The 24,544-nt window shown below is 51.8% G+C and carries 18 protein-coding genes, 1 pseudogene and 1 other annotated feature; of the genes and pseudogenes, 7 read left to right on the forward strand and 12 right to left on the reverse strand.

What is annotated here, in order from left to right:
- The first annotated feature begins 17 nt into the window (after positions 1-17).
- Positions 18-197 (forward strand): DUF3545 family protein, encoded by a 180-nt coding sequence (locus tag Q4579_RS01140; protein ID WP_303560965.1) that lies wholly within the window; start codon positions 18-20, stop codon positions 195-197.
- 79 nt (positions 198-276) lie between these two features.
- Here the strand turns inward: Q4579_RS01140 and Q4579_RS01145 are convergent, their stop codons facing one another.
- From Q4579_RS01145 to Q4579_RS01155, 3 genes are all read right to left on the reverse strand, one after another.
- Positions 277-810 carry a hemerythrin domain-containing protein gene (locus Q4579_RS01145; RefSeq protein WP_303560966.1) on the reverse strand — a complete coding sequence of 178 codons (534 nt, stop codon included), beginning with the start codon at positions 808-810 and terminating at the stop codon, positions 277-279.
- An 85-nt stretch (positions 811-895) separates the two neighbouring features.
- The gene (ung, locus tag Q4579_RS01150) at positions 896-1,597 is read right to left on the reverse strand and encodes a uracil-DNA glycosylase (protein WP_303560968.1); all 702 of its coding nucleotides are present in this window, start codon (positions 1,595-1,597) and stop codon (positions 896-898) included.
- Between the two features lie 73 nt (positions 1,598-1,670).
- Positions 1,671-1,802: a hypothetical protein gene (locus tag Q4579_RS01155; RefSeq protein ID WP_303560970.1), complete on the reverse strand. Its 132-nt coding sequence runs from the start codon at positions 1,800-1,802 to the stop codon at positions 1,671-1,673.
- A 304-nt stretch (positions 1,803-2,106) separates the two neighbouring features.
- Here Q4579_RS01155 and grcA point away from each other — a divergent pair, with 304 nt between their 5' ends.
- The gene (gene grcA, locus Q4579_RS01160; protein ID WP_303560971.1) at positions 2,107-2,484 is read left to right on the forward strand and encodes an autonomous glycyl radical cofactor GrcA; all 378 of its coding nucleotides are present in this window, start codon (positions 2,107-2,109) and stop codon (positions 2,482-2,484) included.
- A gap of 68 nt (positions 2,485-2,552) precedes the next feature.
- Here grcA and Q4579_RS01165 read toward each other — a convergent pair whose 3' ends face one another.
- The 5 genes from Q4579_RS01165 to thrA all read right to left on the reverse strand — a co-directional run bounded on the left by Q4579_RS01165 (position 2,553) and on the right by thrA (position 8,113).
- Positions 2,553-2,894 carry a zinc ribbon domain-containing protein YjdM gene (locus Q4579_RS01165; RefSeq protein WP_303560973.1) on the reverse strand — a complete coding sequence of 114 codons (342 nt, stop codon included), beginning with the start codon at positions 2,892-2,894 and terminating at the stop codon, positions 2,553-2,555.
- A 213-nt stretch (positions 2,895-3,107) separates the two neighbouring features.
- Positions 3,108-3,281, reverse strand: coding sequence for a ribbon-helix-helix protein, CopG family (locus Q4579_RS01170; protein WP_303560975.1), 174 nt, complete (start codon positions 3,279-3,281; stop codon positions 3,108-3,110).
- A 121-nt stretch (positions 3,282-3,402) separates the two neighbouring features.
- On the reverse strand, positions 3,403-4,692 hold the full coding sequence (thrC, locus tag Q4579_RS01175) for a threonine synthase (RefSeq protein WP_303560976.1): 1,290 nt from the start codon (positions 4,690-4,692) through the stop codon (positions 3,403-3,405).
- Positions 4,689-5,651, reverse strand: a complete 963-nt coding sequence (thrB, locus tag Q4579_RS01180; protein ID WP_303560978.1) for a homoserine kinase — start codon at positions 5,649-5,651, stop codon at positions 4,689-4,691. Before thrB ends, thrC begins: the two co-directional genes overlap by 4 nt.
- A 2-nt stretch (positions 5,652-5,653) precedes the next feature.
- Positions 5,654-8,113, reverse strand: coding sequence for a bifunctional aspartate kinase/homoserine dehydrogenase I (gene thrA, locus Q4579_RS01185; protein ID WP_303560980.1), 2,460 nt, complete (start codon positions 8,111-8,113; stop codon positions 5,654-5,656).
- Between the two features lie 102 nt (positions 8,114-8,215).
- Positions 8,216-8,330 (reverse strand) — a sequence feature (Thr leader region).
- A 415-nt stretch (positions 8,331-8,745) separates the two neighbouring features.
- Here thrA and aceK point away from each other — a divergent pair.
- Entirely contained in the window at positions 8,746-10,464 is a 1,719-nt protein-coding gene (aceK, locus tag Q4579_RS01190) for a bifunctional isocitrate dehydrogenase kinase/phosphatase (protein ID WP_303560982.1), read from the forward strand.
- A gap of 132 nt (positions 10,465-10,596) precedes the next feature.
- Positions 10,597-11,046, forward strand: a complete 450-nt coding sequence (locus Q4579_RS01195) for a hypothetical protein (protein ID WP_303560983.1) — start codon at positions 10,597-10,599, stop codon at positions 11,044-11,046.
- 45 nt (positions 11,047-11,091) lie between these two features.
- Here the strand turns inward: Q4579_RS01195 and Q4579_RS01200 are convergent, their stop codons facing one another.
- Together Q4579_RS01200 and Q4579_RS01205 are read right to left on the reverse strand one after the other, a co-directional pair.
- Complete coding sequence (locus Q4579_RS01200) at positions 11,092-11,583, reverse strand: putative 4-hydroxy-4-methyl-2-oxoglutarate aldolase (protein WP_303561156.1); 492 nt, start codon at positions 11,581-11,583, stop codon at positions 11,092-11,094.
- 141 nt (positions 11,584-11,724) lie between these two features.
- A pseudogene (locus Q4579_RS01205) lies at positions 11,725-12,066 on the reverse strand (DUF3293 domain-containing protein); the annotation flags it as partial.
- Between the two features lie 409 nt (positions 12,067-12,475).
- On the opposite strand from Q4579_RS01205, the gene arcA reads away from it, so the two are divergent.
- Positions 12,476-13,195, forward strand: a complete 720-nt coding sequence (gene arcA, locus Q4579_RS01210; protein WP_303560985.1) for a two-component system response regulator ArcA — start codon at positions 12,476-12,478, stop codon at positions 13,193-13,195.
- 192 nt (positions 13,196-13,387) lie between these two features.
- Here arcA and arcB read toward each other — a convergent pair whose 3' ends face one another.
- Both arcB and Q4579_RS01220 read right to left on the reverse strand, forming a co-directional pair.
- Entirely contained in the window at positions 13,388-15,754 is a 2,367-nt protein-coding gene (gene arcB / locus Q4579_RS01215; protein ID WP_303560987.1) for an aerobic respiration two-component sensor histidine kinase ArcB, read from the reverse strand.
- Positions 15,755-15,793: 39 nt separating this feature from the next.
- A complete protein-coding gene (locus Q4579_RS01220) occupies positions 15,794-17,605 on the reverse strand; it encodes a diguanylate cyclase (RefSeq protein ID WP_303560989.1) in 1,812 nt (603 codons plus the stop codon).
- A 684-nt stretch (positions 17,606-18,289) separates the two neighbouring features.
- Here Q4579_RS01220 and gltB point away from each other — a divergent pair.
- Together gltB and Q4579_RS01230 are read left to right on the forward strand one after the other, a co-directional pair.
- Positions 18,290-22,843, forward strand: a complete 4,554-nt coding sequence (gene gltB / locus Q4579_RS01225) for a glutamate synthase large subunit (RefSeq protein ID WP_303560991.1) — start codon at positions 18,290-18,292, stop codon at positions 22,841-22,843.
- Positions 22,836-24,308 (forward strand): glutamate synthase subunit beta, encoded by a 1,473-nt coding sequence (locus Q4579_RS01230; protein ID WP_303560993.1) that lies wholly within the window; start codon positions 22,836-22,838, stop codon positions 24,306-24,308. Before gltB ends, Q4579_RS01230 begins: the two co-directional genes overlap by 8 nt.
- The last annotated feature ends 236 nt before the right edge of the window (positions 24,309-24,544 follow it).

Below are 24,544 nucleotides of genomic sequence, written 5' to 3' on the forward strand. Positions count from 1 at the left end.
ATTGAGCGAGGTGCACTATGGATAGCTTTGGATTCGACAACATGCTTGAAAGCGATTTACCCCGTCGGAGTTCACGCAGTAAACCTGTGAAACGCAAGTGGCGGGAAATTGAAGCACTGAAAGATAAACAACGTCTGAAGAAGGAACTTCAGGATATTGATATTATTCATGAATTCACTGATGAGGTGGATTTGTAATCCGGGTTTTGCATTTCAGGGAACAACCAGATAACGAAAAACACCGGCGCTATTGCCGGTGTTTTTTCAGCCGTTCAAGTTATGATTCCAACCGGCTCGCCAGCTCTCTGTATTGTGCCGAGACTTCTTTCCCGAATAGCGGGTCACACAGGCATTCCTGATATTCACTTTCGACCGCAGCCCAGTCGGATGAGGTAAAGTGCTGACGAATCACAGGAAACACCTGCTTTTCTTCCATATCCAGATGCTGCTTTTGCCGCTCCACAAAGGCATTGAGTTTTTCCGCTAAGACATCCAGCGGAATCACGGCATCCATGAGCACCATATCGACGGTCTCAGCAAACTCAGACGTCAGCTTTGCCAGTTCCACATGTTCGGCTTCCAGATCCAGAATCCGCTGCTCATCCCCGTAGTGGCTGAGGTAATAATGGTAAATCACATCTTCTTTCGGATGATGACAGTGCTCTGCCTGATTTTGCAGATAAGTCACGATATCGCGAATGATCTGATAATTGACGTCATGCCCTTCCCGGATTGCAGCCAGCTTAGTCCGGAGCAACCGGAGCAGACGATTGATATAACCATGTTCGGTGTGAATACTGTCCAATAGCATTTCGACCTCCCGGACATTAACTCCCAACTCAATGTTTAAGTGTAATCCGGGCTGACGAAATGGGCTTGATCCAGATTAGGTTCCATTAAACTTCTGGGGGAAGTTGCCAGTCAATCTCACTTTTATGCATTTTTCTCAACCATTGATTGGCTTGTGAGAAATGACGACAGCCAAAAAAGCCGCGATAAGCCGACAAGGGTGACGGATGTGCAGAAGACAGCACACAGTGTTTGTCCCGAACGATCTGTTTCCCTTTCTTTTGGGCATGTGCGCCCCACAGCATGAACACCAGACCTTCACGATGCTGGTTCAGGCTGGCAATAACCTGATCGGTAAATGTTTCCCAGCCAAACTTGCTGTGAGAATGGGCTTTCCCCTGCTCAACCGTCAGGACCGTATTGAGCAGCAGTACGCCCTGCTCTGCCCAATGCTGAAGATAACCGTGTTCGGGAATGGTAAAACCGTCGATATCGGCCGCTAACTCTTTATACATATTGGCAAGCGACGGTGGCACCTTCACACCGGGCAGCACCGAGAAGCTCAGTCCATGGGCCTGATCCGGGCCGTGATAAGGATCCTGTCCGAGAATCACCACCTTAACCTGGTCAAAAGGTGTGGCATCAAACGCATTGTAGACAGACGCCTGAGGCGGGAAGACCGTTTTCCCGGCGGCTCTTGCTTCAGCCACCCGGGCCTCCGTTTGCTGAAAATAATCTTGCTGGCGTTCGTGTTCCAGAAGGGTTGCCCAGTCAAAATCAACTGTGCGAAGGGGTTCCGGGGCAGACATATCGGCTCCTGCTGGTGAATCAGTCAATGAGCCAATATTCTACCTGAATCGACAACGGGGGTAACAGACGGTTTTACTTCGGCCGGCTGACAGGACCGACAGGGGCTCGCCAATGGCCCCGTCCCTGAACCGGGCGGTTTGCCTGAGGCAGTCGGGTCATTTGAAGCACACAGTATTCGGGAACGGGTATGGATTCTGGATTCATTGTCATCTCCTCATGAAATCAAACAGCTTGTTTCTTCTATGAAAGAAGAGTGCCAACTTTTTCTGCCGGAAAAATCACACGTCGTTTCAGCAGGTTAAAAGCCTTGCACCTAATTACTATGCGACCACTCAATTGTGCAAATGATGAGCACTGCCCTCAAAAAGCGCAATTTTGCGCGTAATCTGTGCAGTCGGTTGCGCTTTTGCAGTGCCATGTGAGTTGACGCAGATCAAGGGTCCGTTTCATGAACGCGGTAGGATGAGAACCTTCTCTATTGTTGTCATTCCTCACTCAAGGAGCAGCCATGATCAAAGGCATTCAAATTACCCAGGCAGCCAACCCTCAGTTGCTGAATTCAATCTGGTTACTGGATTCAGATCAGGGCACTGCCCGCTGCCTGTCTGCCGCAGAAGGCTTCCGTGCGGATCAGAAAGTACAGACTTCAGATCTGGGTCAGTTTGAATTTCGCGAGCTGCCGGTCGAACAAGCGCCTCACGTTGAAGGGGGGCAGCACCTGAACGTGAATGTGCTCAAACGGGAAACGCTGGAAGATGCGCTTGCGCATCCGGAAAAATACCCGCAACTGACCATTCGCGTCTCTGGCTATGCCGTTCGCTTTAACTCCCTCACGCCGGAGCAGCAACGGGATGTGATCACCCGGACCTTCACCGACACTTTGTAAGGACTTGCCATAAAAAACGCCGCGACCTTTGCAGGTTGCGGCGCTTTTCTGTCTGAATGTGGCTGAAATCAGGCTTTTTTCACGAATTCAGACTTCAGCATCATGGCACCGATGCCATCAATCTTACAGTCGATGTTGTGGTCACCGTCCACCAGACGGTTGATTTTTACTTTCGTGCCAACTTTTGCGACTGAAGAGGATCCTTTGACCTTCAAGTCTTTAATCAAGGTCACGAAATCGCCTTCCTGCAACAGATTGCCGTTCGAGTCTTTCACGACCAGCGCATCCGGATCTTCAGCGACTTCACCCTGAATCCACTCATGACCACACTCAGGACAAATCAGCATTGCCTGATCTTCATAGACATAAGATGAATTGCACTCTGGGCAAGGAGGTAAGGTGTCACTCATGCTCACGGTCTCTCTTTTATAAAAGTATCAACTTAAGGATATTCGCCCAGCGCCGTCTTGCCAGGGAAACTCAAAGGCAAACATTATAATGTAATTACAATGAAATTATCACAACTATTCTTATCACCCTGAATGCTGCGAATGGCTGAACCAAAAACACAAAACCCCTTTCACAGGGAAAGGGGCTCAGATGTCTTGCGCAACCGGATCGCACTAGTCCGATTTAGGATCATCAAGATAGCTGACATCATGCTTCTCCAGATACTCACGGATCAACTGGCGAACCACCTGAGACGGCGTAATGTCCTGAGCGGCGCATAACTTCTCAAATGCCTGCTTTTTGCGGGGGTCCATCAATACCGTAAAACGGGCCGTTTTGCTTTCCACGTGTGTTTACTCTGCGTCGGTGATGATAATCAAATTATAATCAAATCCGGATTGAGAAGAAACGCCGCCAAACAAAAGAGCCACCCGAAGGTGGCTCAAAAAATTGGCTGCTGTATCACAGTCAATCAGTCTGAACGGCATACAGGACAGCTTTCAGTTGTTCAAAGTCGTTATCACGCTCTTCAGACAACAATGCCATCGCACCATGTTTAGCAAGCGGTGCTGGCAGGTCGATTTCTTTCTCCAGAATATCTTCCACCACTTCCTTGAACTTGGCCGGATGCGCCGTACACAGGAAGAGACCGGTTTCACCGGGTTGCAGTTGCTCATTCAGTACGCGGTAGGCAATCGCACCATGCGGCTCGCACAGATAGCCTTCGGCATCCATCTGACGCAGGGTTTCTGCACTCTGCGCATCAGTCACAGCGCCGTAACCCAGCTCGCTCAAGCCCCAGCCCTGTTTCTGGCACAGCTCTTCAATGCGTGGCCAGTTGTTGGGCTGGCTCACATCCATGGCATTCGAAATCGTCGGAATCGTGACTTTCGGTTCCCACTGACCGCTTTGCAGATAACGCGGTACGGTGTCGTTCACGTTGGTTGCGGCAATAAAACGTTTCACAGGCAGACCCAGTGCTTTGGCCAGCAAGCCAGCAGTCAGGTTGCCGAAGTTACCGCTGGGTACTGAAACCACCAGATTGCCGCGAGCTTCTTTCGGCAGTTGTGCAACCGCTTCGAAGTAATAACAAATCTGAGCCATCAGGCGGCTGATGTTAATGGAGTTGGCTGAGTTCAAGCCCACTTCCTGACGCAGTTCCGCATCATCAAACGCCTGCTTCACCAGCGACTGACAGTCATCAAAAGTGCCGTTCACAGCGACGGTGTGGATATTGCCCCCCAGCGTACAGAAGAGTTTTTCCTGCAGCGGGCTGATCTTGCCTTTCGGGTACAGAATCACCACATTGATATTGTCCATGCCATAGAAAGCATGGGCGACAGCAGCACCGGTATCGCCTGAAGTCGCCGTCAGAATGGTGATCTTGCCGTTCGAGTCAGACACCGCGGCCAGCGACTGAGCCATAAAACGGCCGCCAAAATCTTTAAACGCCAGCGTCGGACCATGGAAGAGTTCCAGCGCATACACGCCATCTTTAACCTGTGCCACAGGCGCCGGGAACTGAAATGCATTGGCGACCATCTGCTGCACGGTGTCTGCCGACAACTCTTCACCAATAAAAGCGGACAGGATCCGGCTGCTACGCGTCACAAAGTCCTGCGCAAGCAGTGCATCAATATCACCCAGCTCAGGCAACTCAGACGGGAAAAACAAACCCTGCTGACGGCCCAGCCCCTGACGGACGGCCTGCGCAAAAGAGACTTCTTCCTGATGATCTTTTAAGTTATACAGCTTCATGATTGATACTCGCTTCCTATTTCTTTTGAACCCTGACTGTCGAGCTGACAGACATGGACGAATCCTTCATCGTTCTGAACATAATGCTGTTGCAACCAGCGGGCGATGCGCTCTGCAACCTCCAGATCATCACAGATGCTGAACATGGTCGGGCCGGACCCTGAAATCCCGCTGGCCAGTGCACCAGCTTCGAGTGCGTACTGACGCGCTTCTTTAAAGCCAGGCAGCAACCCTTCCCGATATGGTTCAGCAACCACGTCTTTGATCATTTTCGCAGCCAGTTGCGCTTGCTGGCTGTGGCAGGCGTGAATAAAACCGCCCAGCTGACGACCGTGCGTAATCACATCCTGACGACGATACTGTGCCGGCAAAATCGCCCGGGCTTCTGCGGTCGATACTTGAATGCCCGGATAAGCCATCACCCAATACCAGTTGTCGAAGCAAGGCACCTGCTGGCTGATAATCCCCAGTTCCTCCACCATGAACTGCAGGCCGCCCAGATAGCAGGGCGCTACATTATCGTAATGAATACCGCCCGAGATCTGGCCTTCCATTTCACCCATCAGCGCCAGCAATTCAGTTTCGTTCAGCGGATTGTCGTGAAAACGGTTCAGCGCATCCAGGGCCGCCACAATCGAACAGGCACTGGAGCCCAGACCGGAACCAATCGGCATATTTTTCTGCAGGGTGACAGACACCGGCTGAAGTGCGATGCCTTTCTTATCTAATTCGCGGGCAAACACCTGCCAGCAGTGATAAACAATATTCTGCTCAGGCTCTGCTGGCAGCTTGGTAACAAAATCGCCTTCACAGCGCAGCGCAAAAGGTTCGCTGCCCGCAGCAACCGTGACTTTATCCCCCAGCAGGGTGCCGTCGATGGGCGACACCGCCGCCCCCAATACATCAAATCCCACACTGACATTTCCGATCGATGCCGGTGCGTAAACGGTCACACTCATCCTTAAACTCCCAGTTTCCAGCCGACGGTACGCATCAGATCGGCAAATACCCCGGCTGCAGTGACTTCAGTCCCTGCGCCATAACCACGCAAGACCAGCGGAATGGGTTGATAATAGCGGCTGTAGAATGCCAGCGCATTCTCGCCATCTTTGATTTTGAACATCGGGTCATCGGGATCCACCGCAGCCACTTTCACGGTGCATTTGCCCTGATCGATTTCACCAATGTAGCGCAGGACTTTGCCTTCTGCCGCCGCCTGAGCAGACAGCTCGCTGAAATACGCATCCGCCTGCGGCAGACGCTGCATGAAAGCGTCCACATCGCCGCTCTGATCGAAACCCGGTGGTAATGCAGGTTCAACCACAACATCACTCAGTTCCAGAACATATCCGGCTTCACGAGCCAGGATCAGCAACTTACGCGCGACATCCATTCCGGACAGATCATCACGGGGATCCGGCTCAGTAAAGCCGTTATTGCGGGCCACCGTGGTCGCTTCACTCAGGCTCATGCCTTCGTCCAGCTTGCCGAAGATGAACGACAGAGACCCCGACAGAATCCCGGCGAAACGTTCCAGTTCATCACCGGCGGCCATCAGGTTCTGCAGGTTTTCAATCACCGGCAGACCCGCACCGACCGTGGTGTCATACATGAAGCGGCGACGTGTCACACGTGCAGCCTGACGTAACTGATGATAGTAAGCCATACTCGCCGTATTGGCTTTCTTGTTCGGCGTGATCACGTGGAAACCCGCAGCCAGGAAGTCGACATACTGCTCTGCAATGCCCTCATCAGACGTACAGTCAATGATGACCGGGTTGATGATATGGTGACGCTGCACCAGCTGAATCAAGCTGGCCAGATGAAAGCTTTCCTTGGCCTGACCCAGTGTGTCGCGCCAGTTTTCCAGCGGCAGACCGTTGTTATCCAGCAGCAGACCTTTGCTGTTAGACAGACCGCACACCCGGATCACAATGCCATTTTCTGCCAGCTTTTCCTGCTGACGCTGGATCTGATCCACCAGCTCGCCGCCAACACCGCCAACACCCACCACGAAAACATCCAGAAAATGCTTACTGTTAAACAGGTTCTCATGACAGGCTTTGACCGCCTCAGACACTTTGTTGGCCGGGATCACTGCTGAAATCGCACGCTCTGAAGAGCCCTGAGCAATGGCCACAATATTCACGTTCACTTCGGCCAGCGAGGTAAAGAAGCGGGAAGCCACACCACGGGACGTGCGCATGCCATCTCCGACCAAGGTCACGATGGCAGAATCATCAATAAATTCTACCGGCTCCAGCAAGCCTTCTTTCAGCTCCAGCTCGAAGTTGTTGCGAAGCGCCTGCTCCGCGGCAAACTTATCATCACTCTCAATACAAAAACTGATGCTGTATTCCGAGGAAGACTGCGTAATCAACACAATCGATACACCGGCTGCCGACATCGCACCAAAGACGCGGGCCGCCATCCCGACCATGCCTTTCATCCCGGGACCAGACACGTTGACCATGGTCAGGTTTTTCAGGGTGGTGATCCCTTTGATGGCGAGATTGTCTTCGCCGGTATCCTGACCAATCAGGGTGCCAGCGCCTTGCGGGTTAAAACTGTTTTTAATGAGACAGGGAATGTGGAACTGGGCAATCGGGGCGATGGTTTTCGGGTGCAGTACGGAAGCGCCAAAGTAGGACAGCTCCATCGCTTCCTGATAACTGAGCGATTTCAGTAACCGGGCATCCGGAACCAGACGCGGATCGCAGTTATAGACACCATCGACATCTGTCCAGATTTCGCAGCACTCGGCACGCAGACAGGCTGCCAGGACGGCTGCGGAATAGTCTGAACCATTGCGGCCCAGAATCACCAGCTCCCCTTTGGTATTACCGGCGGTGAAACCCGGCATGATATGGATATGACCTTCAGCCAGTGGCTGGCGGCGGAAGTTGTCTGTGGACACTTCAATATCGACATGGCCTTCCAGAGTATCCCCATGAGCCAGCAAGTAAGCGACCGGATCGATCAAATCGGCTTTGTGACCTTTGGCTTCCAGCGCCGATTTCATGGCGACAATCGACAGACGCTCGCCTTTACTGATCACCCGGGCATACACATTATCCGGGCATTGTCCCAACAGCTTCATGCCATGTACCAGCTGTTTCAGATTGCCCAGCGTATTGGCCAACTTGGCATCAACTGCGGTGCGATCAAAAGCAGGGAGTTGTTGTACGATTCCGTCAATCAGGCTGTTGAAGGTATTTTCCAGATCGGCCAGCTGCAGCTCAGCATCGCCGGTCGCCACGACGGTTTCAATCACTGAAACCAGTTTGTTGGTCACTTTACCCGGTGCGGACAGCACCACGGAAACTTCCCCCTGATGAGCATTACTGGCGATGATATCCGCCGCTCTGAGAAACCGGTCGGCATCTGCTAACGATGAGCCGCCAAATTTAAGCACTCGCATTCCCTACTCCACTTCCGTTAATTTGAACTGTCCTGACAAGTTTATTCCGGGTTTTATGCTTTTCACCGGAAAAACATGTCCTTAACTCTAAAAAATTATGGTGAAAAAAAAGCCCGCACTCTGGAGTGCGGGCTTTTTTTAAAATCTTGCGCGTATCAGCCCGCCCCAACACTGGTTGTGCCGGTAATAATCGTGGTGGTGGTGCCGATCAGCGTCTTCTTCATGTTTTTTTATTGAATGATTATCTTCATGTTGTGTGTTCTTTACGTTTACCCGATTGATGAAACAGAGTCAACACTGACTAGTGAATAATTTTTTCCTTTCTTCAAATACAACTTTTTTGTCTGAGAATGGATTATTTCCACAAAGAATAATTAAGTCACATAAAATTAGATGGAAACACGTTTCAATATTTGCAGGAAACTCATTGCCATAGCATAGTAAGTCGACAAGGGAACTGTCCCGAAAGCGATCTGATTCCTTTTGGGAAATCCCGGAAAAGTATCGCAGTTGAAAGCCCAGTCAGGTCTCAGAACGGTGGTGTCATGATACCGGCCTCAGACCCCTCCCAAGCCGGATAGAAAATCTGGCCGGGGCATGAAAACTATAAATCAATATCGGAGGGATCCGGCATGACCGCAGCAATGGAACAGCTGGTTGCGCATACCATACTCCAAGGCTTTGATGCCATGTACGGCCGTTTTCTGGATGTCACGGCCGGCGCACAGGAAAGGTTCGAAAATCAGGAATGGTTGTCCGTACACCAGGCCTTGAAGCAACGCATTAATTTTTATGACCATCATGTGGAACTGGTCAGCCGCCAGATCCAGATCATGCTGGGGAAACAGTACGCAAACCGTGAATTTCTCACGGCGGTCAAAGCATCCTATGAAGATTTGCTGCTGGATTACCCCAGATACGATATTGCTGAAAGCTTTTTTAATTCAGTCTATTGTCGTATTTTCGACCACAGGGATATTAACCGGGACAAACTTTTCGTACACAGTTCTCAGACCGGACGGATTGCCCCTTATCCCACGGCCCTCACCCGGCTGTATCAGTCGCCCAATGGCCCGCATTTTCTGTTTGAACGGATGATGGACGAAGCCCCGTTCACCCTGCAATGGCAAGACAAAGCGCGGGACATTGATCTGCTCGTTCAGCGTCTGGAACGCGAATTTGGTGCAGAAGCCATACAGCAGGCCAGGCTCGAGCTCATCAAGGAACCGTTTTATCGCAATAAAGCCGCTTACCTGATTGGCCGTTTACTGCTGGCCGATGACACCCGGATTCCGCTGGTGCTTCCCGTCCTGACCACACCGGATCGCCAGATCCATCTCGATGCCTGCTTATGTCATGTGGACGATGTCAGTATCGTTTTTGGTTTCGCCCGCTCCTACTTCATGGTGTATGCCCCGGCCCCGGCAGCACTGGTTCGCTTTCTCAGCGAATTATTACCCAACAAAACCCACGCCGAGCTATACACCGCGATTGGTTGTCAGAAACATGGCAAAACGGAGCTGTACCGTGAATTTCTGCATCACCTGGAACAATCAAGCGATGAGTTCATTCTTGCGCCTGGTATCAAAGGCATGGTGATGAGTGTCTTCACGCTGCCGTCTTATGGCTTTGTGTTTAAAGTCATTAAAGACAAATTCGCCCCGCAAAAAGAAATGAATCGCGCGACAGTCCGGGAAAAATACAAACTGGTTAAAGAGCACGACCGGGTTGGACGAATGGCCGATACGCAGGAATACCGTAACTTCAGTTTTGATCGCCACCGTTTCAGTGACACCCTGCTGGAAGAACTCCGGCAGGAAGCGCCCTCCAGCCTGATTGTGACAGACGAGAAAGTGATCATCCGGCATCTGTATATTGAGCGGCGGATGATCCCGTTCAATCTGTATATTGAACAGGCGAACGACGACGAACTCCGTCACGCAGTCGACGAATATGGAAAAGCCATCAAACAACTGGCGGCCGCCAATATTTTCCCCGGAGATATGCTCTTCAAAAACTTTGGCGTGACCCGTCATAAACGCGTGGTGTTCTACGACTATGATGAAATCAGCTATATGACTGAGATTAACTTTCGTCGTATTCCGCCGCCCCGCTTTCCGGAAGATGAACTGTCCGCTGAGCCCTGGTACAGCGTTGGCACCAATGATGTGTTTCCGGAAGAATTCCGTACCTTTTTACTGATCAATCCGAAAGTGCGGGCATTATTTGATGAACTGCACAGCGATCTGTTTGATCCGGCCTATTGGCAGCAACTACAGAGCAATATTGTTCAGGGACAGGTGGAAGATGTTTTCCCGTACAAATCGGAGCACAGACTGACCAGAATTTGATCTTTCCCGCATTCTGCCGTGTAAGTCGTATTCAGAGCCGAGATTGCCCGAATCCTGTCATGGTTCTGGCCTAATATAAACGAAAGACAAGATCGGAAGATCCGGCGATGATGATTTACAGGGATGATGAAGATGAAATACTGGCACCTTTTCTGCCTGCTCTGCCTGGCCTCGCCGACACTGGCCTCTGAGGCAGAGCAATCCCCAGTGCCAGTCTTCTCTTCCGGCTGGTTTCTGGACTCTCAATCGCGCAGCGCAGAACAATTTGATCTCTGGCATATCGACAGTGGCTATGCCTATGCGCTCACCCCCTCGACCCAACTCTATGTCAGTACCCGCCTGAAAAGCGGGACCCAAAGTCAATCCGCCACCCGTGGCCTGCTGTCGGGTGTGAAATACAATTTCAGTCCGAAAATCAGCCTGCAAAGCGCGCTGACATCGGAACGTGTGGCTCAGGATACCCGGCTGGGGGTTGAAGTCAGCAGTCAGTATGAATTGACGGAAAAAGTGAATCTGCATGCCACCATGGATTATGAAGCCTTAGAACAGGTCTACCAGTTAGGCATTGGCTATCGGTTTTGATCACCACAGCAATGCCCCCATTGTTGGGGGCGCGTCATGTCCTCTTCAGAACACGGATAAATCCAGCGGCGTTTTGCTCAATAAAATGCCATTGGGATCGGCATACAGGGTATCCCCCGGATAAACCAGCGTATGCGCAACTGTGAGCGTGACATTTCGGTCACCGGTCTGGCGCTTTTCCGTTTTGAATGGGCAGGCTGAAATCGCTTTGACGCCTAATGCCAGCTCACCCAGCGTGACGACATCACGTACAGCCCCGTTGACCACGATCCCTTCCCAATTGTTCTGGATGGCCATCAATGCCAGTTGATCTCCCAGCAGCGCGCGATTCAGAGAGCCATGTCCGTCAATCACCAGAACTTTGCCTGTGCCATCTTCATTGAGAATCTCCCGCACTAAACTGTTATCTTCAAAACAGCGTAACGTGACCACCTCACCATAAAATACAGATTTTCCGCCAAAATCCCGGTGCACCATAGGCAACCAACGTACTTCTTCCTCATAGTGGTCACACAAATCCGGTAATAAATCTTTCATCTCACAACTCCTTTCCTCTGATCCATGAATTCGAAAGTAGGACAGCCAGGGCCCCATCACCACTCGGGACACCCCCTGATCGCTCAGCAAGACGGGCACCAGATGTAACTGACCCAGCTCAACCCAGTAGATGGCATTTTGCTGCCAGCGTAAAGCTATCTCACAGGCAGATGTCAAATCGGTTGTAACGGCCAGACTGGGTTCATGCCAGTTGCCGTCAGGCGCACTGCAATCCAGTGGGGCGACGACATATCCAGCCGCATCCAGTTCCGCAGCCAACTGGTTCTGTCGCTGACGATTTTCTTTACAACTGAGCACAATACTTTCAGGATTAAATGCTGTTAATATAGCGAACGATTTGAATTCAGGCAGTTGAGCGGCCCGGAACAGAATGTCCTGATAGCTTTGCCAGTGTTCGGCGGGTGCTGCCGTTGACAATACAGACATCACAAAACTGTCTTTGCGTGGTTGATTCGCCACCATCAAGTTAGATTCCTGTTCAAGTTCAAGAAAGTTTTAACAGCTGCATTTCATTGCTGAAACAACAAATTGTTTGAGCTATAACAATAAGATACTGTCTGTGTCAGGCTAATATGTCACGGTGAATTCGAAAAAACCGGGCGCAATACAATAAAATCATATTGTTAGTGCGCTGTTAAATGCATACAATCGTGTGCATCCAAGGGAAATTGTAGCCAGTTCCGTAACGATCGGGTTTTTCAGTTGAGGGGCAGCCCTGCTGAGAAATGAGGATGGCGTACCAGCAGGTAGTGGATAAGACGAATGCAAACTGCAACAGTTCTGTTACTTTGCCTGTGATCGAATTATTTTTATAGAATTGAAATATTCTATGTTTAGACCAGTTTCCGTTTTGAGTAATTAGGTACTGCCAATGCAAACCCCTCACATTCTAATTGTAGAAGACGAGCAAGTCACCCGTAACACCCTGAAAAGCATCTTCGAGGCTGAAGGGTACACAGTTTTGGAAGCCAGTGACGGTGCTGAAATGCACAAGATTCTGTCAGAGCATTCTGTTCATCTGGTGATTATGGATATCAACCTGCCAGGTAAAAATGGTCTGCTGCTGGCTCGTGAACTGCGTGAGCAAGGCGACATGGCGTTGATGTTCCTGACCGGTCGCGATAATGAAGTCGATAAAATTCTGGGGCTGGAAATTGGTGCGGATGATTACATCACGAAACCCTTCAACCCTCGTGAACTGACCATTCGCGCTCGTAACCTGCTGACCCGTGCCATGAGCCAAGGCCTGGCGGCTGAAGATCGTCGTCTGGTAGAACGCTATGAATTTAATGGCTGGTCACTGGAACTGAACAGCCGCTCGCTGGTCAGCCCAAGTGGTGATCAATTCAAACTGCCACGTTCTGAGTTCCGTGCGCTGCTGCATTTCTGTGAAAACCCGGGCAAAATTCAGACCCGTGCAGAACTGCTGAAGAAAATGACCGGTCGTGATCTGAAACCACATGACCGTACCGTGGATGTCACCATTCGCCGGATTCGTAAGCACTTTGAATCCGTCACGGACACACCGGAAATCATTGCCACCATTCATGGCGAAGGTTACCGTTTCTGCGGCGATATCGAAGAGAATTAATCCTCGCTTCGATCAATTCGCATCAAAAAAGCGTCGCAATTGCGACGCTTTTTGCTTTATCAGATGGTGAACTCAGTCGCTGTTATGCCAATCAAAGTTTTAGATAAGTCCTGATTCTACAATCAAAAAATCTAACGCAGTGATCGGGCATTTCAACAAGCTAGGATGGCCAATGATTTACTGCGATTGGTATTACTCGGCCGCTTTACTTTCCAGCCAGCCCTTCAGCAAATTCAGATCGTTCTGATAGCTGTTTTTGATCTCATCCACCCAGTCTTCAATGTTTTCCCACCAGGCTGGCAGCTCAGGCGATTGCGCTTTCTGCGCCACCTGCTGAATCCGTTTCAAACCTATAGAACCGGCTGCACCTTTGATTTTATGGGCTTCAAACTTAATGCCATCCTTGTCCTTGGCCGTCATATTGGTATCGAGGATCGACAAGTATTCCGGCATCATTTTTTCAAACATCTCAATCGAGTCAAAGACAGGTTTCGTGCCCACAATATCCACGTAAGAGCTCAGCATCTCAAAATCGAGTAACTGGCTCAGGGTGTCTTCACTCATCTTCGTTTCCTCACTTTTGACTGGCTGAGACGCTGCGGATGCCGGTGTCGTGTTGTCTTGCAATGCCAGGTGCTGAATCACCGTATTCATGGCTTTCACACTCAACGGTTTGCTGATGGCATCATCCATCCCCTGCTCCAGATACTCTCCTTTGTCCTTAATGACATTGGCCGTCAACGCCACCAGCGGAGGCAGGTTCCGGTAACGGGCCCGCAGCACCTTGGCAATTTCAAAGCCGGTCATATCCGGCAACTGAATATCCAGCAGCACCAGATCATAATCTGTCGGCTGGAACAGCTCGAGGGCTTCATCTCCCCGCATGGCCACGGTAACCTGATGACCCAATCCTTCCAGTAGCGCTTGGGCCACCGTAATATTCAGTTCAATATCTTCAACCATAAAAATACGCAGGGAGCGCTGGGCCAGCACAGGGGTTTCTTCATCTTCTGTGATTTGCTCCAGCACAGGCACCCGGATGGTCACGGTAAAGGTACTGCCCTCGCCCACTTCTGACGTGACCTGAATATCCCCCCCCATCATATTGACCAACTGACGCGAGACCGCCAGACCAATGCCTGTGCCTACAGCGTGCAGATTATCCTGCCCTTGCTTGACCTGATAGTACATGGCAAAGACCTTATCCAGTTCAGATTCGGGGATCCCAATGCCGCTGTCTTCGATTTCAAAGGTGATTTCAGCCTGCTGATCATCAACAAGGTCGCTGCTCACCGACAGGATCACCCCGCCTTCCTTGGTGAATTTAGTGGCATTGCTGATCAGATTCCACAACACCTGACGTAACCGGGTGCCATCGACCTGAATAAAGGGCGGTAAGTCCGTGAGTTGTTCGAGGTCAAAACGCAATCCTTTCTGCTCGGCCATCAGCCCGGAGATATTGCCCATTTCTTCAATAAAGGCATCAAAATCAAGCGGTGCCGGCAACAGTTCCAGACGACGGCGGTCCGACTTATCCATATCAATGATGTCATTGAAAATATTGCCAAGAGTGATGGCACTGACATAAATCGTCCGCATAAAACCGCGCTGCTGTTCATCCAGACGGCTGTCGAGCAGCATGCGGCTCAGCCCGACAATCCCGTTCAGCGGGGTACGCAATTCATGGCTGATGGTCGAGATAAAGGCCGTTTTGTCGCGGCTGGCTTTTTCCTGCGCTTCCTGATATTGCTTTCGTTCCGTGATATCCCGGCCAAAGCCCATCAGACCAAGTCGACGACCATCACGGCTGTAAAACGGCACCTTTCGCAGTTCAAAAATGGCTTTGCGACCATCCGGATATTCCAGCCACTGCTCATAAGTCAGTGAGATATTCTGGGTAAAGACCTGCTGATCCGTTTCAACAATCTTGCTGGCCACTTCTTCACTGTACACATCCCATGGTGTCAGGCCGACCAGCTCTTTTTCCGTCTTTCCGGTCAGTTCAGCCATAGCCCGGTTACATCCCGAAAACTCATTGTCTTCGTTGCGGTAATAAATCAGATCCGGCGAGGCATCCAGAAAAGATTTCAGCAATGCACTCTGCTCGGCCAGCTCCAATTGCGCACTTTCGCGCTGAGCCACCTCGTTCTCCAGATCTTCCATCGCTGTGCGGCGTTCTTCTTCGGCTTTGATTCGCACTTCAATTTGCTGATTCAGCTGGGTGATATTGTCTTTCAGTTGTTTATTCAGCGTCAGATCGCGTGAGCGCATCTCTTCCAGCTTGGTCACCAGCTTAGACAAGCGCTGGCGGGAATCTTCCAGCTGATCAACCACCACGGACAGAAAGTACACCGCCCAGGGCGTAATGAGTAAGCCAAAGAATACAGAGCGGACAATGTCGATATTGAGCACTTCGCCCTGCAGTGCGAGCGTCACGCCAACTTGTACCACGACAGCCAGTGCAACCAGCGCCAGTGCCAGCAACAGGCTGAAACGCACAATGCCCAGTTTCACCAGCAGATCCACATAGAACTGCGCCAACATTTTGATTTGTTTCATGAAGATTCCATCACAACAAAATGCTGCCCGCAGGCAGCATCAGAATTCGTCTTGTTCTGCCATCAGACGGGTCGTGTTCCGTCCTTCTGCTTTTGCTTTATATAGTGCTTTGTCGGCCATCGCAATCAACTCACCATAATCTTGGCTTGGCATCGGCGTCATCGTCGCCACACCGAGGCTAACGGTCATCAGATCACTGATCCCGGAGTAACCATGGGGAATCGCCTTGTCGGCCAGCTTATCGTGAATTTTCTGGGCGACCGTTTCCCCGCCGGACAATGGCGTATTGGGCAACAGAAATGCAAATTCTTCACCGCCGTAGCGGGCAACTTCATCCGTTTCCCTGCGGATCACACTGTCAAACACCTGCGCGACTTCCTGCAGGGCATGATCTCCCTGCTGATGTCCGTAGTTGTCGTTATAGGCTTTGAAACTGTCGATGTCGCACAGAATCAAAGTCAGGGGCTGTTGCTCACGCATATGGCTGTGCCAGAGCTTTCGCAGATGTTCATCAAAACTGCGACGGTTGGCCACTTTGGTCAGGCTGTCGACAAAGCTCAGTTCCTGCAGTTCCATGATGGCATCCGCGAGTTGCTGCTCAGCCTGTTTCCGCTCCGTGACATCTCGGGCAATCAGCAGAACCCCGGCCGAACCATCCGTCGGATCCCGGTAAGGCGATTTCACAATTTCATACCAGACCGGTTCACCCGTTTCCAAAATCACATACGCATCCGTTTTCACGGTCAGCCCTTCTTTGAGGACTTTAACATCCGACTGATAGAACTCTTGCAGCATTTCCGGATCAATCACGTTACGGGCTGTTTTGCCAATCAGTTCTTTGGCCTGAAAGCCCAGAACACGGGCGAACGGCTCATTACATCCCACATAAACGCCATGTTCGTTGTACAGACCAATTGGATCCTGACTGGCATTCAGAATGGAGTTCAGCAACGTATTGCGCTGCGCGAGAATCTGCTCGGTCACTTCGCGTTTTTCAATTTCCTGCTTCAGACTTTCCTGCATTTCATGCCAGTCGGTCACATCGTGACTGATACTGAGGGTTCCCATCACCTGGCCCTCTTCATCCGTCATGGTGGTTTTATTGGTTTCCAGCAAGCGGCTCGAGCCGTCCGGCGCGGTTGTCCAGGTGTGGATCACTGGTGTTTCTTCGACCCCTGTCGGATCGCCCTGAATCAGACCTTCCTCCCGCCGCCCTCGCCAGAAACGGTCAAACGCCTTGTTGGTGCCAATGATATTGCCGGCCTTATCCTGAAAATACACCAATTCAGACAAGGAATTCAGCACCCGCTGGAAGATCCGCTGTTCCAGCTGTACCGTAGGACTGCCGGGTTTGGCAGGCTCGGTAAAAAACAGCAACCAGGCCGACTGTAACCGATAACTCAAAAGCTGACCGGAGATCAGAACGCGAATACTTTTATGGTCGCTGATCCGAAGCGTATCTTCGACATTCTCGAACCCGGTCCCCAACTGAAGCGGCCGCAAGACATCGGCCACCATATGCGTCCCAATCCCTTCCGGATAATAGTAACGGTGTCCGACTTTACTGACCCCGAGTAACGCCTGACAAGCACTGTTCGCGTAAAACAGCTTCCCGTCTTTCCTGCGGATAATGGCGGCGGCAATCGGCAAACGGGAAATCGTCGCCTGCAGTCGTCTGAACGCCATCGTGCCCAGATAATGGATCAGCCAGACACTCAGTGACGTCAGGACGGCAATTCCCAGAAGGGCCAGACCGATCATGGAAAGGCTCAGTGTTTCCTCTGCTGCCCCCCAGCTGGGAAATGCGGCACAGGCAGCACCAACAAGATTCAAACTGTCTCTTTTTTGCATGTCTGTTCGTCTCCTGCAGCCTTGCTGGCAGATCCTCTGCTGTTCGCTGAATCAGCACGTCCATGTGTTGTCGCCAATTTAACACAGTTGCAAGAAGCTGCTGCATAGGGTGAAAAATTAATATGCTAAAAAGTGATGTTTAACGTGCCATTCCTGTCAGGCATAGCAACTGATTCTACGCAACATTTCAGTCTGATCGACTATCCATCCATCAAATTGCACAGAAAGATACCAAGAAACCAACATGAAATAAAACAACCACATTTTCAAACAGAAATGATTGACATCCGAGACATCTGAAACCCAAGCAAAGCAATAACAATTCAAAATAAAAGATAATTTGTGAATTAACAGTCACAAAAGTGACTATCCAGCGTGTCCTTTCAGTAGCAGCTACAACTAAAGTCGGATTTATTGATAGTAATTTACCCAACAGATCTGTAATATATTTTCATTGTGTGCATTATATAACCAGATGGCCATCCACTCAGGATGGCTTTCGCGTCTTCGTCATTCAGCACAACGTGTTGATGCGCAGACAAGCTGCCGCTCGTCAGGAACGACGGCAGTTCCTGCGGGCAAATCGGGCATGAGGCCCGGATGCCCCCCTCAAACGCAGGCATAAAAATAAAGAAGGAATCGCAGACGGAGGAACCGTCTGCTCTACACTGGAAGGATGTAGTTATGACAGATCATGCGTTGAATGGTCAGGGGCTGTACGTCCCTGAAATGGAGCACGATGCCTGTGGTATCGGCTTTGTCGCCCATCTTAAAAACCGCAAGTCTCACCAGGTCATCACCCAGGCTTTGGATATGCTGGCTCGAATGGAGCACCGTGGCGGTCAGGGTTGTGACCCGTGTAGCGGAGACGGTGCCGGGATTCTGCTGCAAAAGCCTCACGAATTCCTGCTGCAGGAATGCCAGAAAATTGGCCTCGTCCTGCCTGCTTTTGAGCAGTATGGCGTCGGTGTCATTCTGTTTCCGAAAGACGAACACAAACGCGAACAATGCCGGGAAATTCTGGCCAGAAACGCTCAACGTCTGGGCCTGAGCATTCTGGGTTACCGTGTTCTGCCGACCGACAACAGCATGATTGGTGCCGATCCCCTGAGCACCGAACCTCAGTTTGAACATGCATTTGTGACCGGCGGCGCCGACATGCCTCAGGCAGAGCTGGAACGTAAACTCTATGTGCTGCGTAACTACACCGTTCGAGTCTGCCTGGAAAGCGTGACCAATATCGGAGAAGACTTTTATATCAATGCCTTCTCCACCAAAACCCTGATCTATAAAGGCCAGCTCACCACAGAGCAGGTGCCACAGTATTTCCTGGATCTGCAAAACCCGGCCATGGTCAGCGCGCTGGCTCTGGTTCACTCGCGTTTTTCGACCAATACTTTCCCAAGATGGCGTCTGGCCCAGCCTTTCCGTTATATCGCCCACAATGGTGAAATCAACACCGTACGCGGGAACCTGAACTGGATGAAAGCGCGGGAGGCCCTGCTGCAATCAGATTTGTTCAGCGAAGAAGAGCTGAAAATGCTGCTGCCCATCTGTCAGGAAGGCGCATCCGATTCAGCCAACTTCGACATGGCGCTGGAGCTGCTGGTTCTGTCCGGCCGCAGCCTGCCACATGCATTGATGATGCTGATCCCGGAAGCCTGGCAGGAAAATCCGGCCATGGATCCGAAACGCCGGGCTTTTTACCAGTATCACGCCAATCTGATGGAGCCCTGGGATGGTCCGGCTTCCGTCTGTTTCACCGATGGCGTCACCGTGGGTGCAACTCTGGACCGGAATGGCCTGCGTCCGTCGCGCTATACCGTAACCAAAGATGATTTTCTGGTGATGGCGTCTGAATCCGGTGTTGTGAAAATCGAACCGGACAATATCCACTTCCGTGGCCGTCTGCAGCCGGGCCGTATTTTTGTGGCGGATCTGGAGCAGGGCCGGATTGTCTCTGACGATGAAGTCAAAGACAGCATCGCAACGGCACAGCCTTATGACGAGTGGGTGAAAGAGAACCTGCTGCATCTCAATGATTTACCTGCCGCAGCTTACAGTCATACACAGCCGGAAGCCGAGAAACTGCTGCACCAGCAACAAGCCTTTGGCATCAGCAGTGAAGAGGTCAACGACATCATTCTGCCGATGGCAAATGAGGGTAAAGAACCGCTGGGCTCCATGGGCGCTGACTGGCCGCTGGCTGTGCTGTCGCATCAATCTCAGCATCTGTCGCATTACTTCAAACAGTTATTTGCGCAGGTCACCAATCCACCGATCGATCCGATCCGTGAGCGCATGGTGATGTCGCTCAAAACCTATCTGGGTGAAGATCAGAACCTGCTGAAAGAAGGCCCGTCTCACTGTCAGAAACTGGAACTGGATTCCCCTGTTCTGAGTGATGCGGAGCTGGAAAAACTCCGTGCCATCGATCAGCCGCATCTGCAGGCCAAAACGCTGGATATCGTGTTCCCTGCCAGTGACGAAATCGGCAAGCTGGAACAAGCATTGAACCATCTGTGCCAGCATGCTGAAGATGCGGTGACTGATGGCTATTCTGTGTTGATCCTGAGTGATCGGACCGTCAATTCACAGCATGCCCATATTCCGGCTATGCTGGCTGTGGGGGCCGTCCATCACCACCTGATCCGCAAAGGGCTGCGTGCCAAATGCGATCTGGTGGTTGAGACCGGAGATGCCCGGGAAACTCATCACTTTGCGACCCTGATTGGCTATGGTGCGAATGCGATCAACCCGTACCTTGTCACCGAGACCATTGTCTCTTTGCAGCAGCGTAAGAAGCTGGATCTGGCGACGCCTGTTGACAATTATTTCAACAACTTCCGTAAAGCCGTGAACGGTGGCCTGCTGAAAATCTTCTCGAAAATGGGGATCTCCACACTGCAGTCTTACCATGGCGCGCAAATCTTCGAAGCACTGGGGATCAGCAAAGCCGTGGTCGACAAATTCTTCACCGGCACCGTCTCCCGGATTCAGGGGCTGACGCTGGACGACATTGCCAAAGAAGTGCTGATCCGTCATCGCGTCGGCTATCCGCTGCGTGACATTCCATTGCAAATGCTGGATGTCGGTGGGGTTTACCAATGGAAACAGCGGGGCGAAAAGCACCTGTTTAACCCAACCACGATTTCCCTGCTGCAACAGTCTACCCGTGGCAAAGACTACAGCCAGTTCAAAGAATACTGTCACGCGGTCGACAGTCAGGGTGATCATGCCGCGACCCTGCGCAGCCAGCTGCAGTTTCACACCGACCCAAGCCACAGCATCCCGCTGGCAGAAGTCGAACCGATTGAGAAGATCCTCAAGCGATTCGCCACCGGTGCGATGAGCTTTGGTTCAATTTCCTACGAAGCCCACTCAACACTGGCCGTAGCCATGAACCGGATTGGTGCCAAATCGAACTCCGGTGAAGGCGGTGAAGATCCGGCTCGTTTTGAGAAGAAAGAAAACGGCGACTGGGAACGCTCCGCCATCAAGCAGGTCGCCTCAGGCCGCTTTGGTGTCACTTCTTACTATCTGACCAACGCCGATGAGCTGCAAATCAAGATGGCTCAGGGGGCCAAGCCAGGCGAAGGGGGTCAGTTACCGGGCGATAAAGTCGATGACTGGATCGGCGCGACCCGCCACTCAACGCCAGGCGTCGGCCTGATCTCGCCGCCACCGCACCACGATATTTACTCGATCGAGGATCTGGCACAGCTGATCTATGACCTGAAGAACGCCAACCGCAAGAGCCGCGTCAACGTCAAACTGGTTTCGGAAGCTGGTGTCGGCACCATTGCATCCGGGGTCGCCAAAGCCAAAGCTGATGTGGTGCTGATCGCCGGTTTCGACGGCGGTACAGGGGCATCACCGATCTCATCGATTCGTCATACAGGTCTGCCGTGGGAACTGGGTCTGGCGGAAACGCATCAGACACTGCTGAAAAACGGCCTGCGAAACCGCATCGTGGTCCAGAGTGACGGTCAGATGAAAACACCGCGAGACCTTGCTGTTGCCACCTTACTGGGTGCTGAAGAATGGGGCGTCGCAACCGCAGCTCTGGTGGTGGAAGGTTGTATCATGATGCGTAAGTGTCACAAGAACACCTGCCCGGTCGGGATTGCAACGCAGAACAAAACGCTGCGGGAGCGTTTCGACGGTCGCGTGGAAGACGTGGTGACCTTCTTCCAGTACATGGCAGAAGGCCTGCGTGAAATTATGGCCGAGCTGGGTTTCCGTACCATTGATGAGATGGTCGGTCAGTCGCAGCATCTGAAAATCCGCGACAACATTGGCCACTGGAAATACAAGAATCTGGATCTGAGCCCGGTTCTGCATCTGGAACCGGCGCGTGAGGCCGACGGTGCTTACAACCAATGCAGCCAGAATCACCATCTGGAAGCCGTACTGGACCGCCAGCTGATTGATGTTGCCGAGCCAGCGCTTACGCGGGGTGAAGCGGTCAATGCCACGTTCCCGATCACCAACATTGACCGCAGCGTGGGCACCATGCTGTCGAACGAAATCTCCAAAGTCTACAAAGATGCCGGTCTGCCGCAGCCGATGCATGTGAAATTCAACGGCTCCGCAGGCCAGAGTCTGGGCGCATTTCTGGCGAAAGGCGTGACCTTCGAAGTGGAAGGCGATGCCAACGATTACTGGGGCAAAGGCCTGTCTGGCGGTCAGCTGGTGCTCTATCCGGATGCAAAATCTGACTTAATTGCCGAAGACAATATCATTGTCGGAAACGTCTGCTTTTATGGCGCAACGTCGGGTGAATCTTTCATCCGCGGTAAAGCTGGCGAGCGTTTCTGTGTCCGGAACTCTGGTGCCCGAGTGGTGGTTGAAGGCGTGGGTGACCATGGGTGTGAATACATGACCGGCGGCGTGGCCATCATTCTGGGTCAGACCGGCCGTAACTTCGCAGCCGGTATGAGCGGCGGTGTCGCCTATGTCTGGGATCAGTTCAACGACTTTGAAAGCAAGCTGAACGATGAACTGGTGGATCTGGACCCGCTGGACCATGAGGACATTGGACTGCTGAAGGACATGCTCACCCGTCACCAGCAACTGACGGGCAGTACCGTCGCGGCAACTTTCCTTGGGAACTTTGAGGACAACCTCAACCATCTCGTGAAAGTCATGCCACGTGACTACAAAGCCGTGCTGCAAAAACGCAAAGCAGCGGCGGAAGTACAGGACAAGGAAGCACTGGAGGTGAGCCATGGGTAAGGCAACCGGATTTCTCGAACACGGCCGTGAACTGCCGTCGAAAATTGCCCCTGAAGTCCGTATTCAGGACAACAAAGAATTCGTGCTGAACAACGAATTTGGCAGCAAAATTGGCACACAGGCATCTCGCTGCATGGACTGCGGCGTGCCTTTCTGTCACAACGGATGTCCAATCGGGAATATCATTCCTGAGTTCAACGATGCGGTCTACCGGGACAGCTGGGAAGAAGCCTGGCATATCCTGAGTTCGACCAACAACTTCCCGGAGTTCACCGGGCGGGTTTGTCCGGCGCCCTGTGAGAGCGCCTGTGTTCTGGGGATCAATCAGGATCCGATTACCATCTGTAACATAGAGAAGACCATCGTTGAAACCGCATACCGTGAAGGCTACGCAAAGCCAAAAACCCCGCGCAGCCGCACCGGCAAAAGCGTGGCGATTATCGGCTCCGGCCCGTCAGGGCTGGCAGCAGCTGAACAGCTCAACAGCGCCGGCCACACCGTTACCGTCTACGAACGGGACGAAAAAATAGGCGGACTGCTGCGCTTTGGGATTCCGGATTTCAAACTCAGCATGGCTGTGATTGACCGGAAACTGGATCTGATGGCACAGGCAGGCATCACATTTGTGGTGAATGCGCACATCGGCGTGGATATTGACGCCCGTGAACTGCGCAAACAGCACGATGTCGTGCTGCTGACCGGTGGTTCCACGGTGCCGCGCAACCTGCCGATCCCGGGCCGGGAGCTGAACGGCGTGCACTTTGCAATGGAATTTCTGGGTCAGAACAACCGCCGCGCCAACAACATGGATCTGAAAACTGCAGAAATCCATGCCGCGGGCAAACATGTGGTCGTCATTGGCGGCGGTGATACCGGCTCTGACTGTGTGGGTACCTCGAACCGACACGGCGCAGCCAGCATTACGCAGGTCGAAATCATGCCGACGCCGCCTGAAAAGCGTCCGGCAAATCAGCCCTGGCCGGCCTATCCGATGATTATGCGCACCTCGACTTCCCATGAAGAAGGCTGCGATCGTTACTGGAATATTCTGACCAAAGAATTCATCGGCAACGATGCGGGTCAGCTGACGGCCCTGCGCATCGCGGATATCACCTGGAATCAGGCCAAACCGGGTGAACGCCCGGGCTTCACCGAAGTCCCGGGGTCTGAGCGTGTGATCCCCTGTGATCTGGCATTTCTGGCGATGGGATTCCTGCATCCGGAACCGCACGGTGTGCTGGCCCAGTTAGAGATTGCACTGGATGAACGCGGGAATGTCGCGACGCAAGGCTTCTCGACCAATCAACCTGGCGTATTTGCTGCTGGCGATATGCGGACCGGGCAGTCACTTGTCGTGCGATGCATCAATGAAGGCAGGGAATGTGCCCGCGAAATTGATGCTTACCTGATGGGTGATTCTAAGCTGGAAGCGAAAGACCATTCACTTATGCTGTCAGAATCCTAATTCAACTGGATATTATCCTAAAATTATTAGCCAGCTCCTGCGAGCTGGCTTTTTTATTCAAAATGAATCAGTGTTTTATCCTTTTTAACAGGATTTTAACTTAGACATAAAAACGGCTGAGTTTTAGCGCAAAAAAGTCATGATTTACGGCCTCTCAATTGTAAACAAAATATTTCAATAAAATATTAATCCGATATAAATCATACAGATAAATTAATGACTTTGAATTATTCAGA

It is taken from the genome of Photobacterium sp. 1_MG-2023 (assembly GCF_030547945.1).
Classification (GTDB): Bacteria; Pseudomonadota; Gammaproteobacteria; order Enterobacterales; family Vibrionaceae; genus Photobacterium.